This is a genomic window from Pseudarthrobacter sp. 902506025, assembly GCF_040702325.1.
In the GTDB taxonomy this organism is placed as follows: domain Bacteria; phylum Actinomycetota; class Actinomycetes; order Actinomycetales; family Micrococcaceae; genus Arthrobacter.
Window position 1 is genome coordinate 1 of record NZ_JBFBKW010000013.1, and the last position, 14,031, is coordinate 14,031.

13 protein-coding genes are annotated in these 14,031 nt (G+C 67.1%); 3 read left to right on the forward strand and 10 right to left on the reverse strand.

The window, feature by feature from the left end; genetic code table 11:
• Nucleotides 1–57: 57 nt before the first annotated feature.
• From AB0280_RS19035 to AB0280_RS19060, 6 genes are all read right to left on the reverse strand, one after another.
• Nucleotides 58–687 carry a hypothetical protein gene (locus AB0280_RS19035; protein WP_366368339.1) on the reverse strand — a complete coding sequence of 210 codons (630 nt, stop codon included), beginning with the start codon at nucleotides 685–687 and terminating at the stop codon, nucleotides 58–60.
• A 214-nt stretch (nucleotides 688–901) separates the two neighbouring features.
• Nucleotides 902–2,308 (reverse strand): sulfate adenylyltransferase subunit 1, encoded by a 1,407-nt coding sequence (locus tag AB0280_RS19040; protein ID WP_159631160.1) that lies wholly within the window; start codon nucleotides 2,306–2,308, stop codon nucleotides 902–904.
• Nucleotides 2,308–3,252 carry a sulfate adenylyltransferase subunit CysD gene (cysD, locus tag AB0280_RS19045; RefSeq protein ID WP_366368342.1) on the reverse strand — a complete coding sequence of 315 codons (945 nt, stop codon included), beginning with the start codon at nucleotides 3,250–3,252 and terminating at the stop codon, nucleotides 2,308–2,310. Before cysD ends, AB0280_RS19040 begins: the two co-directional genes overlap by 1 nt.
• Nucleotides 3,249–3,977, reverse strand: coding sequence for a phosphoadenylyl-sulfate reductase (locus AB0280_RS19050; protein WP_224026753.1), 729 nt, complete (start codon nucleotides 3,975–3,977; stop codon nucleotides 3,249–3,251). The genes cysD and AB0280_RS19050 overlap by 4 nt, the downstream gene beginning before the upstream one ends.
• Nucleotides 3,977–5,722: a nitrite/sulfite reductase gene (locus AB0280_RS19055; protein WP_307492504.1), complete on the reverse strand. Its 1,746-nt coding sequence runs from the start codon at nucleotides 5,720–5,722 to the stop codon at nucleotides 3,977–3,979. Before AB0280_RS19055 ends, AB0280_RS19050 begins: the two co-directional genes overlap by 1 nt.
• A 54-nt stretch (nucleotides 5,723–5,776) precedes the next feature.
• On the reverse strand, nucleotides 5,777–6,634 hold the full coding sequence (locus AB0280_RS19060; protein ID WP_275179712.1) for a sirohydrochlorin chelatase: 858 nt from the start codon (nucleotides 6,632–6,634) through the stop codon (nucleotides 5,777–5,779).
• A gap of 60 nt (nucleotides 6,635–6,694) precedes the next feature.
• Between AB0280_RS19060 and AB0280_RS19065 the strand changes: the two genes are divergently transcribed.
• Both AB0280_RS19065 and AB0280_RS19070 read left to right on the forward strand, forming a co-directional pair.
• Nucleotides 6,695–7,348 carry a trimeric intracellular cation channel family protein gene (locus AB0280_RS19065; protein ID WP_224026756.1) on the forward strand — a complete coding sequence of 218 codons (654 nt, stop codon included), beginning with the start codon at nucleotides 6,695–6,697 and terminating at the stop codon, nucleotides 7,346–7,348.
• A gap of 51 nt (nucleotides 7,349–7,399) precedes the next feature.
• Nucleotides 7,400–7,828 (forward strand): hypothetical protein, encoded by a 429-nt coding sequence (locus tag AB0280_RS19070; protein ID WP_159631150.1) that lies wholly within the window; start codon nucleotides 7,400–7,402, stop codon nucleotides 7,826–7,828.
• Nucleotides 7,829–7,930: 102 nt separating this feature from the next.
• Here AB0280_RS19070 and AB0280_RS19075 read toward each other — a convergent pair whose 3' ends face one another.
• The 4 genes from AB0280_RS19075 to AB0280_RS19090 all read right to left on the reverse strand — a co-directional run bounded on the left by AB0280_RS19075 (nucleotide 7,931) and on the right by AB0280_RS19090 (nucleotide 12,453).
• The gene (locus AB0280_RS19075; RefSeq protein ID WP_366368344.1) at nucleotides 7,931–8,782 is read right to left on the reverse strand and encodes a DUF559 domain-containing protein; all 852 of its coding nucleotides are present in this window, start codon (nucleotides 8,780–8,782) and stop codon (nucleotides 7,931–7,933) included.
• Nucleotides 8,783–9,244: 462 nt separating this feature from the next.
• Nucleotides 9,245–10,345 carry a polyprenyl synthetase family protein gene (locus AB0280_RS19080; RefSeq protein WP_159631146.1) on the reverse strand — a complete coding sequence of 367 codons (1,101 nt, stop codon included), beginning with the start codon at nucleotides 10,343–10,345 and terminating at the stop codon, nucleotides 9,245–9,247.
• Nucleotides 10,342–11,673, reverse strand: a complete 1,332-nt coding sequence (locus AB0280_RS19085; protein WP_366368346.1) for a geranylgeranyl reductase family protein — start codon at nucleotides 11,671–11,673, stop codon at nucleotides 10,342–10,344. The genes AB0280_RS19080 and AB0280_RS19085 overlap by 4 nt, the downstream gene beginning before the upstream one ends.
• Nucleotides 11,674–11,676: 3 nt before the next feature.
• Nucleotides 11,677–12,453: a demethylmenaquinone methyltransferase gene (locus AB0280_RS19090; protein WP_275179967.1), complete on the reverse strand. Its 777-nt coding sequence runs from the start codon at nucleotides 12,451–12,453 to the stop codon at nucleotides 11,677–11,679.
• 117 nt (nucleotides 12,454–12,570) lie between these two features.
• Here AB0280_RS19090 and AB0280_RS19095 point away from each other — a divergent pair, with 117 nt between their 5' ends.
• Nucleotides 12,571–13,971: an isochorismate synthase gene (locus AB0280_RS19095; RefSeq protein ID WP_366368348.1), complete on the forward strand. Its 1,401-nt coding sequence runs from the start codon at nucleotides 12,571–12,573 to the stop codon at nucleotides 13,969–13,971.
• Nucleotides 13,972–14,031: the final 60 nt, after the last annotated feature.

A 14,031-nucleotide genomic window follows, 5' to 3' on the forward strand; every position in this document is an offset into this window, starting at 1 on the left:
GAACTCCGCCCCATAAGCCGTGGGCATGGTCAACATCCTTCCACGAGCACAAGCTCGCTAGGTCAAGGAGTCAACAAAACCCGGGGCAGTCCCGTAGGCCGCCGCCAGCCCGAAGGCCGGCACCACGCACAGCGGCGGAACCAGCAGGTGTGCAGATTCCAGGTGCTTCCAGCGGCCGCGGACGGCGTTCCACACCAAGGGAGCACACGCGCCGTAAAGGCTTGCCAGCAGCATGGCTGCGGGTACCAGTTCCTGCACCCCGCCGATGTTGTGCACGGTGGTCTCGCCTTGGCGGTTGATCGCTTCCATTTCTTCCGGTGTCTGCCAGCCGAAGATGCGTTGTCCCCAGGAGATCTCCTCCCCGGCCAGGAACCAGACGCCGGCGGCGACCACGCCGTAAAGCAATGCCATGATCTTGTGCCCGGTTCTGGAGAGGCGGAAGGCCAGGAGGGGCAGGAAGATGCCTGCAGCCACCAGTGAGAAGAACTGGAGCCACTCGACCAGGGAGTCCTCATCAAGGAGCCAGATGAACAGTGGCGGGTGCAGGACGGTGGCCGCGGTTGCGAGGGCGATGCCCAACGGCAGCAAAGCGATGATCAGCGCTCGGCGCGGGCGAATTCCCCACTCGCGGGCGTCGCGTGCGAAGCGGATGGCGGCTTTGGTGTTCCACCGGTGGATGGCAGGCATCGTGTCCCCCTCAACGAACAGGCCGGAACCTGGAATCGCGGCACCGGCGAAGCGATCCCTGAGCTTCCCATGCCACCCGCGGCCACGAAAGGTTCGGGGGGAACCTCTGCGGGTTATTGTGCGGATTACCGCAGGCCCTCGAAATCGCCGGAAAGACTGCGGGGCCGCCGTAAAATTACGGCGGCCCCGCAGGGTTTCAGCGATCTGGGCGGAACTAGATGCTGTAACGCTCGTCCTCGTGGTCGCCCGGGTGGTCCTTGACCAGCCCCGCGGCGAGGGTGTTGCCATCGAGCGGGTCGATCACCAGGAACGCGCCCGTGCGGCGGTGGTGCAGGTAGTTCTCCAGCGGCAGCGGGGCGGCCAGGCGGAGCTGCGCGTGCCCGATGTCGTTGAGCTCCAGGCTGGAGGCACCCTCAAGCTTGAAGGTAGCCAGGTCCAGCTTGCCGGAGACGCTGCGGACCATCGCCTGGACGGTGCGGGTGCCGTGCTTGACCAGGACCTTCTGGCCCTCGCGGAGCGGCTTCGGGGACAGCCAGCACAGGGCGGCGTAGAGGTCGGCGGAGGCTTCGCGGACCGTTCCGGCGGCGGCGATCGTGTCACCGCGGGCGACGTCGAACTCGTCCGCCAGGCGGATGGCCACGGACTGCGGGGCGGCGGCTTCCTGCAGGGAGGAGCCGGCGAAGTCGATACCCACCACGGCGGTGGTCCGCGGCGACTGGCCCGGCGTCAGCACGGACACCTGGTCCCCCACCTTCACCGAACCTTCGGTGATCTGGCCGGCGTACGCGCGGTAGTCGCGGTACGCTTCCACGTCCAGGCCGGCGGCGACGGCGTCGGGAGCCAGGGCGCCCTGCGGCCGGATGACCAGCTGCACGGGGAAGCGGAAGCTCTCCAGGTGGCTCTCGAGCTCATCGGCGGCGGGGAGGGTCTCGAGGACCTCCAGCAGCGCGGGGCCGGTGTACCAGGGGGTGCGCTCCGAGCGGTCCACCACATTGTCGCCGTCGAGCGCGGACACCGGGATGACCAGCAGGTCGCTGATTCCGTCCGAGCCCAGGCCCAGTTCGCGGCCCACCTGCTGCACGTCGGCTTCGATGTCGCGGAACACGGACTCGCTGAAGTCCACCAGGTCGATCTTGTTCACGGCCACAATCACGTGCGCAACGCGCAGCAGCTGCAGCACGGACAGGTGGCGGCGGGTCTGCTCCAGCACACCCTTGCGTGCGTCAATGAGGACGACGACGGCATCCGCAGTGGACGCGCCCGTCACCGTGTTCTTGGTGTACTGCACGTGCCCGGGGCAGTCGGCCAGGATGAAGCTGCGCTGGTCGGTGGCGAAGTAGCGGTAGGCCACGTCGATGGTGATGCCCTGTTCGCGCTCGGCGCGGAGACCGTCGGTCAGCAGGGCCAGGTCGATGCCGCCCTTGTCCCCGCCGAACCCGCGGTCCGCGGAGGTGCGGGCCACGGCGTCGAGCTGGTCAGCCAGGATGGCCTTCGAATCGTGGAGGAGGCGGCCCACCAACGTGGACTTGCCGTCGTCGACCGATCCTGCCGTGGCAAAGCGGAAGAGGGTGGTGGGCAGGGCTGTTTCCAGGTCCGCCGGGAGAACTGCTTCGGTGGTCATTAGAAGTACCCGTCCTTCTTGCGGTCTTCCATGGCGGCCTCGGAGATGCGGTCATCTGCGCGGGTGGCGCCACGTTCGGTCAGGGTGGAGGCGGCAACTTCGACCACGACGTCTGCCACGGTGAAGGCGTTGGACTCCACGGCACCGGTGCAGGACATGTCCCCCACGGTGCGGTAGCGGACGGTCTTGGTGATGACTTCCTCATCGGGGCGAGGCTGGGACACTTCGCCCACTGCGCGCCACATGCCGTCACGGGCGAAGACTTCGCGCTGGTGGGCGTAGTACAGGCCGGGCAGCTCGATGTTCTCGCGCTCGATGTACCGCCAGATGTCCAGCTCGGTCCAGTTGCTGATGGGGAACGCACGGACATGCTGGCCCACGGTGTGGCGGCCGTTGTACAGGTTCCACAGCTCGGGGCGCTGGTTGCGCGGGTCCCACTGGCCGAACTCGTCGCGGAGGCTCAGGATGCGCTCCTTGGCGCGGGCCTTGTCTTCATCGCGGCGGCCGCCGCCGAACACGGCGTCGAACTTGTTCTGCTGGATGGCGTCCAGCAGCGGGACGGTCTGCAGTGGGTTGCGGGTGCCGTCGGCGCGCTCGGCGAGTTCGCCGCGGTCGATGAACTCCTGCACGGAGCCCACCACCAGCTTCAGGCCCAACCGCTCCACGGTCCGGTCACGGAAGTCGATGACCTCGGGGAAGTTGTGGCCGGTGTCCACGTGCAGCACGGGGAAGGGGACCTTACCCGGCCAGAAGGCCTTGGTTGCCAAGTGCAGCATCACCACGGAGTCCTTGCCGCCGGAGAACAGCAGCGCGGGCTTCTCGAATTCGGCAACAACCTCGCGGATGATGTGGATCGCTTCGGATTCGAGGGTGTCCAGGCTGGACAGGCGCGTGGATACGGCGGCGTCGGTCACCTGGGTCTCCTCGGTAAGTGAAGTGCTCATACGTGTAGTCCGCATTCTGTCTTGTCGGATCCTGCCCAGCGGCCGGCGCGGGGGTCTTCGCCGGGCGCCACCTTGCGGGTGCAGGGCTGGCAGCCAATGGAGGGGTACCCCTGGGAAAGCAGCGGGTTAACGGGCAAAAGGTTGTCGTCCGAGTACTGGACCAACTGGTCGAACGTCCACGCTGCCATGGGGTTGACCTTGACCAGGCCGTTCTTCTCATCCCAGGTGACCAGCGGCGTGTTGGTGCGGGTGGGGGCTTCGTCGCGGCGGACCCCGGTGAACCACAGTTCGTAGCCGGCGAGGGTCCGCTGCAGCGGGGCCACCTTGCGGAGGGCGCAGCACTGGGCGGCGTCACGGGCGAAGAGGTCCTTGCCCAGCAGCCGGTCCTGCTGCTCCACAGTGGTCTCCGGGAGGACGTCCACCACGTTGACGCGGAGGTTCGCGGCCACCTCGTCACGGGTGGCGTAGGTTTCCGGGAAGTGGTAGCCGGTCTCCAGGAACAGGACGTCGACGCCGGGCATCTGGTCAGCGACCAGGGCGGGCAGGACGGCGTCGGCCATGGAGCAGGCCACCGCGACGGCGGGCAGGTCGAAGTTACGCTCCACCCAGGCGATCACATCGCGGGCGGGGGCGTCCCAGCCGAGCTCGGCGGCGCCGGCCTCGGCCAGGGCCTTCAGCTCTTCCTGGGGCCGCTTGGCCGGTGCGGGTGCGAGATGCTTTGCCATTACTGGAGTGCCTCCTCATCTGCTGCGTGGGCCCATTCGGCGAAGGTCTGGCCTTCGGCGCGGTCGGCCACGAACCGGCGGACCACGCGCTCCACGTAGTCGGGCAGGTCGTTGACGTAAACCTTCAGGCCGCGGACGGTGCGTCCCAGCCCGGCTTCCTCGCGGTCATTGTTGGCCAGCCCGCCGCCCAGGTGGACCTGGAAACCCGGGGAGGGGTCGCCGTCGGGCGTTGGCAGCATCATGCCCTTGAGGCCGATGTCCGCGGTCTGGATGCGGGCGCAGGAGTTGGGGCAGCCGTTGATGTGCAGCGACAATGCCTGCGGCAGCTGGCCCGAGCCGGCGAGGTCCGCCAGGCGGCGCTCAAGTTCGGCGACGGCGGTGGCGGCCGTGTACTTGGTCTCGACAATGGCCAGCTTGCAGTATTCGATGCCGGTGCAGGCAATGGTGCCGCGTCGGAAGACGGACGGGCGGGCGGACAGGCCCAGGCCGTCCAGTTCGGCGATGAGCGGCTCCACCTGGTCCTTCTCGACGTCCAGCACCACGATCTTCTGGTGCGGGGTGGTGCGCAGCCGGTAGGAGCCGCGGGCCTCCAGCGTGTCCGCCAGCTTGACCAGGCCGGAACCGGAAAGGCGGCCTGCGATCGGGGTGGCACCGATGAAGAACTTGCCGTCCTTCTGCTCGTGCACGCCCACGTGGTCGCCGGGGGTGGCGGGCTTGGGCGCGGCGGGGCCGTCGGCCAGCTTGTAGCCCAGGTATTCGTCCTCGAGGATCTGGCGGAACTTCTCCGGACCCCAGTCGGCCAGCAGGAACTTCAGGCGGGCCTTGGTGCGCATGCGGCGGTAACCGTAGTCACGGAAGATGCTGGTCACGCCCAGCCACACGTCCGCGGCCTGGTCCGGCTTCACAAACGCACCGAGGCGCTTGCCGAGCATCGGGTTGGTGGACAGCGCGCCGCCCACCCAGAGGTCGTAGCCGGCGCCGAGCTCGGGGTGTTCAATGCCCACGAACGCGCAGTCGTTGATCTCATGTACCACGTCCTGGCTGGGGTGGCCGGTGATCGCGGTCTTGTACTTGCGCGGCAGGTTGGACAGCAACGGGTTGCCGATGAACCGCTCCCCCAGCTCGGCGATGAGCGGGGTGGGGTCGATGATCTCGTCCTTGGCGATGCCGGCCACGGGCGAACCCAGGATGACGCGGGGCACGTCGCCGCAGGCTTCAGTGGTGGACAGGCCCACGGACTCCAGGCGGTTCCAGATCTCCGGGATGTCTTCGACCCGGATCCAGTGCAGCTGGATGTTCTGGCGGTCGGTCAGGTCGGCTGAGTCCCGTGCAAAGTCCACGGAGATCTGGCCGATGACGCGCAGCTGCTCGGTGGTGAGGGCTCCGCCGTCAATACGCACGCGCAGCATGAAGTACTTGTCTTCGAGCTCGTGCGGTTCCAGGGTGGCGGTCTTGCCGCCGTCGATCCCCTGCTTGCGCTGGGTGTACAGGCCCCACCAGCGGAAACGGCCGTGCAGGTCCTGGCCGGGGATGGCGTCGAAGCCTTCCTTGGCGTAGATGGTCTCGATACGCTCGCGGACGTTTAGGCCGTCGTCTTCCTGCTTCCAGGTTTCGTTGGCATTCAGCGGCGTCTTGCCGTCCACTTTCCACTGGCCATGCGGCTTCGCAGCGGGGCGGGACGGGCGGGCGGGGCGCTTGGGGGCAGCGGAGTCCGCCGACGCTCCGGCTAGAGCTGTATCAGTCATGCATCGACTGTAGGGCGGCGCCGAATACCGTCACAAAGGCCCGGAAACGCTAAGTCACCTAGGGAAATATTTCGTCACGAAACGCTGGAGGGCCTTGAAGAACCCACCCTGCTGTGCATCGGCAGGAGCCTTGTCCGGGGCTTCGGCGGGGGCCGCCACGGGTGCTTCCGCAGGCGTTTCGTTCATGGCGGCGACGGCGGCGTCGTACCTGTCGAGCGCGATCTCCGCGAGTGTCGGGGATGGCAGCAGGGGCTGGGTCACGACGTCGGCACCCGCCTTCGCCAGCTGGTCGTGGAAGAAGCCCGGCGCCAGGAGATACGAGGCAATCACCACCCGGCCTCCGACGTCGACCGCTCCGGCGGACTCCCCCGCCCCGGCACCCCCGGCGAGCTCTTCGCGGAGCATGGCGACGGCGTCGGGCACCGACGGCTGGGCGGAGGCACCGTAGGCGGCCACCATCCGGTTGGACCGCAATGCCCGCAGCTGGCCCAGCAGCTCCTCGACGCTCACTGCGGCGTTTGGGTTGGATGAACCCGCCGCCGCCAGGACAATGACGTCATTGTCGGTAGTGCCGGCCTCCCGCAGCCGCTGGTCCAGCAGGGCCGCGAGGCGCGGGTCCGGTCCAAGCGGCGCTGCGGCGGCACTGCCCGGCCGGCTCTTCACGGCCCGGGCGATGTCAACCTTCACGTGGTAGCCAACGCTCAGCAGAAGCGGCACCACCACGGCAGCCTCCCCGTCCGGCAGGCCGGCCACCACATCCACCAGATCCGGCTGCTGGACGTCCACATAGGCTTCCCGGACATCAAGGCCCGGCCGCAGTTCCGCGATGGCAGCGCGCAGGGCGTTGACCTCCGCGGCCCCCTGTGTGTTGGACGTCCCATGGGCACAGGCGATCATGATGGGGCTGTTCATAGGGGCTAGCGTAACGTTGGAGCCGCCCTGTCCGCCCTCTTTGAAATACCGGGACGCCCCATGACATTCGCCTTTGACAACTCCCCGGTCTGGCTGGACCTGCTGGGCGTGTTCTTCTTCGCGGTATCGGGCTCGCTGCTGGCGGCGCGGAAGCAGATCGACATTGTGGGATCCCTGCTTCTGGCCTCCCTGGTGGGCCTGGGCGGCGGTGTGATCCGCGATGTCATCCTTGTCATCGTTCCGGCGGCGTTCACCAACCCGGCGTATCTGGCGCCGCCGCTGCTGGCCACGGTGCTGGTGTTCTTCCTGTTCTCCAGCGTCCAGCGCTACACGTCGCTGCTGGTCCTGTTCGACGCCGCCGGCCTGGCCCTCTTCTGCATGACCGGCACGCTCAAGGCGCTGGCCACCGGCCTGAACCCGGTGGCTTCCGTGCTGCTGGGGGTGACGACGGCGGTGGGCGGCGGCCTGCTCCGGGACATCACGGCCAACGAGGTGCCCGAACTGTTCAACCCCAAGGACATCTACGCACTGCCGGCCTTCGTGGGGTCCTCGCTGACGGCGGTGCTGTGGGTTCTTGGCGTGTTCAACGTGCTGACCGCAGCCGGCATTGCCGCCCTGGTTTTCACGTTCCGCGTCCTTGCCTGGCGCCGCTCCTGGCAGGCGCCGCTTGCCGTCCGCGGCTGGCAGCGCAGGGCAAGCGATTCAGGGTTGTGACGTTCGCTTCCATGTCATTTTGGGAGCGTCGCGATTAGCTAGGATATGAGCATGACTGACATGTTCCTCGAGAAGTTCCGCGCGCTTGTTCCAAAGTATCTCGAGGACGAATGGCAGGAAGCGGATGGCCTGACGCCCGAGGAACTGGACAAGGCCCTCGCGGAGCACCAATTCGAGATCCCCCTGGTCCTGCGCGAGTTCTACCTTGCACTGGGCGGCTGCGAGGACCTCATGGAGGCCTACCACTACTTCTGGGACCCCGAAGAGCTCGAGGTCGACGACGAAGGCTTCCTCATGTTCCTCGAAGACGAAGAGGAAGCGTTCACCTGGGGCTTCCGGGTGGGCGACCTCAGCGTCCCGGACCCCATCGTGTACCGCCGCAACAATGCCCGCGGGCAGTGGAAGTCCGAGGAAGGCACCTTCTCCGAGTTCGTCTTCGACATGTTCGAGTGGGCGTTCGAGGACGAAGAGGAAGAGTAAGGGCTCCCCGTCCGCCGTTGACGTAAATGCGTCACTTATGGACTGGACCTTGAGATGTGCCCCTGCGTTTGCAGGGGCACTCGCCGGTTAACAGCCCATAAATCACGCAAACGGGCCGCCAAGCCTGGTGTTCGCTGGCCTCCGCCACACCCGCAGCACCGCCTGAACCTCCGCGACCATGGCCTCGGGCCGGTGGATAACGTCCTCATAGTAGTAGCGCAACACCAGGTAGCCCCCAACTATGCTCCGGTTGTTGCGCCGCTGGTCCCGCTTGATGGACTTCGGCTCGAAATGCGTTGAGCCATCCGTCTCCACCACCAGGCACTCCTCGACCAGGAAATCCACCTCTCCAACTCCGGCAATGTAGACATGCCGCCGAACCCGTAGTACGGCCCGCGCGAAATGGACATTTGCGAGTACCTCCAGCACGGAGTCCGCGCGGGGAATCACCAGGTCCAGCACCGCCCTGGCGCGCCCGTTGCGGCGTCCCTGGCAGCGCGCGTAGAGGAAATCGCGCGAGATGTCACCGGCGCCCACAGCCGACTGCACCATCACCAGCGCCTCCAGCTCCGGCAGGCAGTGCACGGCATGAAGAAGCACATCGGCGAGCCCCAGCACGGGCAGCCAGGGATGCCGCGGATGCTTGGGCCGGCCGTGGTCGACGACTCCGGACGTATGGGTGGGGTGGCTCCGGCTTAAGTGCAGGCCTGTTGGGCCGTTGAGAGTCCACAGCCGGTAGAAGGGGGCGGCGGACACACACGTGAGCCGCCCGCCCGCTGCCAGAGCCCCTGCCACCCGTCCGTCGCCGGGCAGCGCATAGACACCGCGCCCGGTTCTGACCACAACGCCCAGCGCCACAGCCTGTCCCACCCGGGTCCGCGTAAAGCCGGCCCTTTGCAGTTCAAGAGAGCGGGCTGCTCCCCCGCGCCTGGCCAGGTAGTCGCAGATGTCCATCCCTCATCGTGTCCGTGCGCAGCCCGCGACGAAGCAGAGGATTCTGTCCATGTGGATAAATCCACCAGAGTCGCTGACGCAATTGCGTGATTTCTGGGCTGCGCAGGCGGTCTGTCCCCCGTGCTGAAGGGGTGCGGAGCTTCGTGGCCAGCTATAAATCACGCAATTGAGCGAGGACGCATCCACAGCCGGCGGAGCTCACGGAAAACTCTTTGACACAAACAGTTACAGAGGACTTGCGTCTTATGACAAACCTGTCATAAGCTATTCACGGATCCGCTAAACGCCTCCGGCGGGTCTGATGCGAACGGAGAGATAGCCCCGGTTCACAGCAGCTTCGGTTGTTGAGGACCGGGGCTATCCCGTTAACCCCGGCTGCCACAGCCGATTCGGCACCACGAAGAAGCGCGGCACCTCTGCGGCTGAATCAACCAGAGGTACCGGGCTCCTAAGGGACAGTAATCAGCTGGCGCGGTCCACCACAGCCAGCGCGAAGTTGGACAGCGACTCCTTGACAACGCCCTCGGGCAGTGGAGCCAGGGCGTCAATGGCTTCCTTGGCCCACTGCCGCGCCACCACCCAGGACTCGGCGGTGACAGGGTGCTCGCGCAGTCCGGCCACGGCGGCAGCCAGCGCCTCGTCGGAGGACAGGTCGCCGTCAATCAGCTTCAGGAGGTCGACGGCGGACTGGTCGCCATCAACGGCAGCCTTGCGCAGGAGCAGCACCGGCAGGGTGGGTACCCCTTCGCGCAGGTCAGTTCCCGGGGACTTGCCGGACTTGACCTTCACCCCGGTGACATCGATAACGTCATCGGCGAGCTGGAAGGCCACGCCCACCTTCTCGCCGTACTCCACCAGGACGTCCTCGTAGGCCTCGTCGGCGCCGGAGAAGATGGCACCGAACTGGCCGGAGGCGGCCACCAGCGAACCGGTCTTGTCGGCGATGACGGACAGGTAGTGCGCCACCGGATCCTCGTCCGGCCGCGGACCGACGGTCTCGTGCAGCTGGCCCAGGCACAGCCGTTCGAAGGTGCGCGCCTGGATGCCGAGTGCGCGGCCTCCGAGCTCGGACACCAGGATGGAGGCCCGGGCAAAAATCAGATCCCCGGTCAGGACGGCGACGGAGTTGCCCCACACTTCGTGCGCCGTGGGGGCGCCGCGGCGGAAGGGAGCCGAGTCCATGACGTCGTCGTGGTACAGGGTTGCCAGGTGCGTCAGTTCCACCACGACGGCGGCCTGCACCACGGCGGGCAGGGACGCGTCACCGAGGTGGGCACAGAGCAGGGTCAGCAGCGGACGGATCCGCTTGCCGCCGGCTTCCACCAGGTGGCGCGACGTCGCGTCAGCGAGGGGATCCGAGTTGGCGATGGCTTCGCGGAGCTTCTTCTCCACCTTGGCCAGGTTGTTGGTGATGGCCGGGCCCAGCTCGGCGTCCCCCGCGATGGCCGCAAAGCCTGCAGGGAGCTGAAGTCCCGTGGCGATGGCGGTGGTGTTGAGGCTGGGTTCGGAGTCCGGCAGGCCGTGCCCGGCGTGCGTCCAGCTATGGTCTGCGGAGTTGGTCACGGGTTAACCCTAACTTTTTGTTGCGGATACCGCTGGTTCGGAGCTGACGGGGTATTGGATGTGGCCGGAACCAGTGATTCCAGGACGCGGATCACCCGGTCCTCGAAGCCCTTCGCGGCGGGATCTGTGAGGTTGGCAAGGAGCCGGACCGCGAACCGCATCAGCACCGGGATGGGCATGCCCGTGCGCAGTGCAAGCTTCATGACGGCAGGCTTCCCGATCAGCGCGGCGAAGGCCCGCCCAAGCGTGAAGTGCGAGCCCCACTGGTTCCGCACATGGTCCGCGTACCGCGCAAGGTGCCCATCGGCGTCGTACGTTCCGCCTGAAGCAGCCGTGCGTGAGGAGGCGTCGATGATGAACTCGGCGGCGAAGCGCGCGGACTCCATGGCGTAGGAGATGCCCTCGCCGTTGAAGGGCGAGACCATGCCGCCGGCGTCGCCCAGCAGGAGCAGGCCGGGCGAGTAGTGCGGGGTGCGGTTGAAGCCCATGGGGAGGGCGGCGCCGCGGATTTCGCCCACCTGGTTCTCCGGCGTGAAGCCCCAGTCGGCGGGCATCCCGGCGGTCCATTCGCGGAGGACCTGCTTGTAATCGAGCTTGCCGAATTCCTTGGAGGAGTTCAGGATGCCCAGGCCCACGTTGGAGGTCCCGTCGCCCACGCCGAACACCCAGCCGTAGCCGGGCAGCAGCTTGCCGTCGCGGCCGGGGAGTTCCAGCCAGCCTTCCATCCAGTCGTCGTCGGTGCGCGGGGAGGTGAAGTAGGTGCGGACGGCGACGCCCAGCGGGCGGTCGTCCCGCTTCTGGATCCCGAGGGACACGGCGGTGCGGGTGGAGTTGCCGTCGGCAGCGAGGACGACGTCGGCACTGAACTCGCGCGTCTCCCCCGTCTTGCGTCCGGACTCGTCCAGGAGCGCTGCGCGGACGCCCGTGACCCGGCCGGCGTCTTCCCGCAGGGCCTCGGTGACGCTGTGCCGCTCGAGGATGGTGGCCCCCGCGGCCTCCGCGTGCCGCGCCAGTTCCTCGTCGAAGCCCAGGCGCGTGCGGATCAGCCCGTACTGCGGAAAGTCGGACACCTCGGGCCAGGGCAGCTCGATGGTGCGGCCGCCGGCGATCAGGCGGAGGCCCTTGTTCCGGCGCCAGCCATCGTTCTCCGGGTGCGGCAGGCCGAGCTTCTGGATCTCGCGGACGGCACGTGGTGTCAGCCCGTCACCGCAGACCTTCTCGCGCGGGAACTGCGTCTTTTCCAGGACTGTGACCTCGAGGCCGGCCTTGGCAAGGTAGTACGCGGCGGTGGATCCGGCCGGACCGGCGCCGACAATCAGTACCTTCACAGGTCAGCGAACGGTGTTGCGGCGCAGCTTGGCCACCGGGCCCTTGTGCGCAGCGATGGCGGCAGCAGCGCCGTCGGGCGAGGAATCGGCAGGCTTGAACGCGCGGTGCACGGCCACGATGCCGCCGGTGAGGTTGCGGTAGGTGACCTTCTCCCAGCCGCTCTCCTGCAGCCATGCGGCCAAGTGGTCCTGGTCCGGCCAGGCGCGGATGGATTCGGCGAGGTAGACGTATGCGTCCGGGTTGGACGCGACCTTGACGGCGATGGCCGGCAGGGCGCGCATCAGGTATTCGGTGTACATGGTGCGCCACAGCGGAACCACCGGCTGTGAGAACTCGGCGATGACCAGGCGACCGCCGGGCTTGGTCACGCGCAGCATCTCGGCCAGCGCCTTCTTGGGCTCGTTGACGTTGCGGAGGCCGAAGGAGATGGTGGTGGCGTCAAACGTGTTGTCGGCGAACGGCAGGTTGGTGGCGTCACCGGCAATGAAGTCGATGTCAGGGCGGCGGCGCTTGCCCACCTTGAGCATGCCCAGGGAGAAATCGCAGGCCACCACGTCTATGCCGGCGTCGGCATACGGTTCGCTGGAGGTACCGGTTCCGGCCGCGAGGTCCAGGACCCGCTGGCCCTTGGAGACTTCCATGGCATCCACCACGATCTTCCGCCAGCGGCGGGTCTGCCCCATGGAGAGGACATCGTTGACGACGTCGTATTTAGGTGCGACGTCGTCAAACATCGTGGCTACTTCGTCCGGACGCTTATCCAAGGATGCTCGGTTCACCATGACATTGTCTCAAATGTTCCTGACGGTGCTGACCAGTACGGATTCGACGTGGCAAGGAGCGGAAAGTTACTGCGAAGTACTGTGAATTACTGTCGGGGGTACTGTTGATCCATCATGACGAGCACGTTCCGCACCCTGACGGTCCCCCTGGATGGCAAAGCATTCCCCGGGGGACTGCCTTCGTTTCTGGTCCGGGACGATGTCCTCTGCTGGACCCGCCGCGAAGCCGGGCTGGCCGGTTTCGGCGAGATCGCACGCTTCACCGCCACGGGGCCTGACCGGTTCCTTGAGGCGGACATCTGGTGGCGGCACCTGGTCCTGGAGGCCGATGTGGCGGATTCCGTGGAGTTGCCCGGCACCGGTCCCGTGGCTTTTGGCTCCTTTGCCTTCTCCAAGACGTCAGCCCACGAGTCACGGCTGATCGTGCCGGAGATCGTGGTGGGCGTGCGGGACAACCAGGCATGGCTCACCCAGCTGACCTTCGACGGCGGCCCGCTCACCGAAGAGACGGCCCTCGCCGCGCTGGACCGCTGGCTGGGCGGCGGTTCCGACGCTGCCTCCGCCATTGAAGGCACGACGCCGGCAGCGGACCCAGCCGGGGACGCGTCGGTTGGTAACGTGCCCGGCCAGGCGCGCGGCGCCGTCGTCCGCCCCCTCCCACTGGCAGCCGGCGCAACGCTGCACACCGGCTCGCTCAGCGAGGAAGCCTGGATGGAGGCCGTGGCCGCCGGTGTTGCCGAAATCCGCACAGGCGCACTGGAAAAGCTGGTGCTGGCCCGGGACGTCGTGGCAACTATTCCTTCCGGCGTACATGCCGCAGACGTGCTCCGCGAGCTCGCCGCCAGGTACCGGGAATGCTGGACCTATGGCGTGGACGGCCTGGTAGGGGCCACGCCCGAAATGCTGATCCAGGTGGAGGGTCGGACCGCCCAGGCCCGCGTGCTGGCCGGCACCCTGGACCGCCGCGATGCGCACGGCGAGGACGGCCCGCCGATGGACTACGCCACACGCGTCCTGGCCGGCTCGGAGAAGCAACGGCATGAGCATGAGATCGCCATCCAGTCGCTGACCAAGCAGCTGGCGCCGTTCTCCGAGGCGATGAATGCCCATGATGAACCCTTCATCCTGGAGCTGCCCAACGTCTGGCACCTGGCCTCCGACGTCAAGGCCGAGCTCACCGAGGTGGAAGGCCACGTGCCCACCTGCCTTGCCCTGATCAATGCGCTGCACCCCACCGCCGCGGTCTGCGGGACGCCCACACTGGTGGCCGGTGAACTGATCCGCAAGCTGGAGCACCTGGACCGCGGGCCGTACGCCGGGCCAGTGGGCTGGCTGGACGCGGCCGGCAACGGAGAGTGGGGCATCGCCCTGCGCGGCGCGGTCATCGAGTCCCCCGAAACCGTGCGGCTGTATGCCGGCTGCGGCATTGTTGACGGCTCGCAGCCGGAGGCCGAACTGGCCGAGACCTGGGCCAAATTCCGGCCGATGCTGGAGTCCCTGGGCATCAAGAGCTGACGTTCTTTTTGCGCCCTCCTGGGTAAGGAGTCTGGGATGACAGACGACTGCTGCTCTGGA

What these genes read in the sequence shown, in the direction of transcription:
- AB0280_RS19035 (WP_366368339.1), bottom strand. Translation starts at nt 687, where the DNA reads ATGCCTGCCATCCACCGGTGGAACACCAAAGCCGCCATCCGCTTCGCA.
- AB0280_RS19040 (WP_159631160.1), bottom strand. Translation starts at nt 2,308, where the DNA reads ATGACCACCGAAGCAGTTCTCCCGGCGGACCTGGAAACAGCCCTGCCC.
- cysD (WP_366368342.1), bottom strand. Translation starts at nt 3,252, where the DNA reads ATGAGCACTTCACTTACCGAGGAGACCCAGGTGACCGACGCCGCCGTA.
- AB0280_RS19050 (WP_224026753.1), bottom strand. Translation starts at nt 3,977, where the DNA reads ATGGCAAAGCATCTCGCACCCGCACCGGCCAAGCGGCCCCAGGAAGAG.
- AB0280_RS19055 (WP_307492504.1), bottom strand. Translation starts at nt 5,722, where the DNA reads ATGACTGATACAGCTCTAGCCGGAGCGTCGGCGGACTCCGCTGCCCCC.
- AB0280_RS19060 (WP_275179712.1), bottom strand. Translation starts at nt 6,634, where the DNA reads ATGAACAGCCCCATCATGATCGCCTGTGCCCATGGGACGTCCAACACA.
- AB0280_RS19065 (WP_224026756.1), top strand. Translation starts at nt 6,695, where the DNA reads ATGACATTCGCCTTTGACAACTCCCCGGTCTGGCTGGACCTGCTGGGC.
- AB0280_RS19070 (WP_159631150.1), top strand. Translation starts at nt 7,400, where the DNA reads ATGACTGACATGTTCCTCGAGAAGTTCCGCGCGCTTGTTCCAAAGTAT.
- AB0280_RS19075 (WP_366368344.1), bottom strand. Translation starts at nt 8,782, where the DNA reads ATGGACATCTGCGACTACCTGGCCAGGCGCGGGGGAGCAGCCCGCTCT.
- AB0280_RS19095 (WP_366368348.1), top strand. Translation starts at nt 12,571, where the DNA reads ATGACGAGCACGTTCCGCACCCTGACGGTCCCCCTGGATGGCAAAGCA.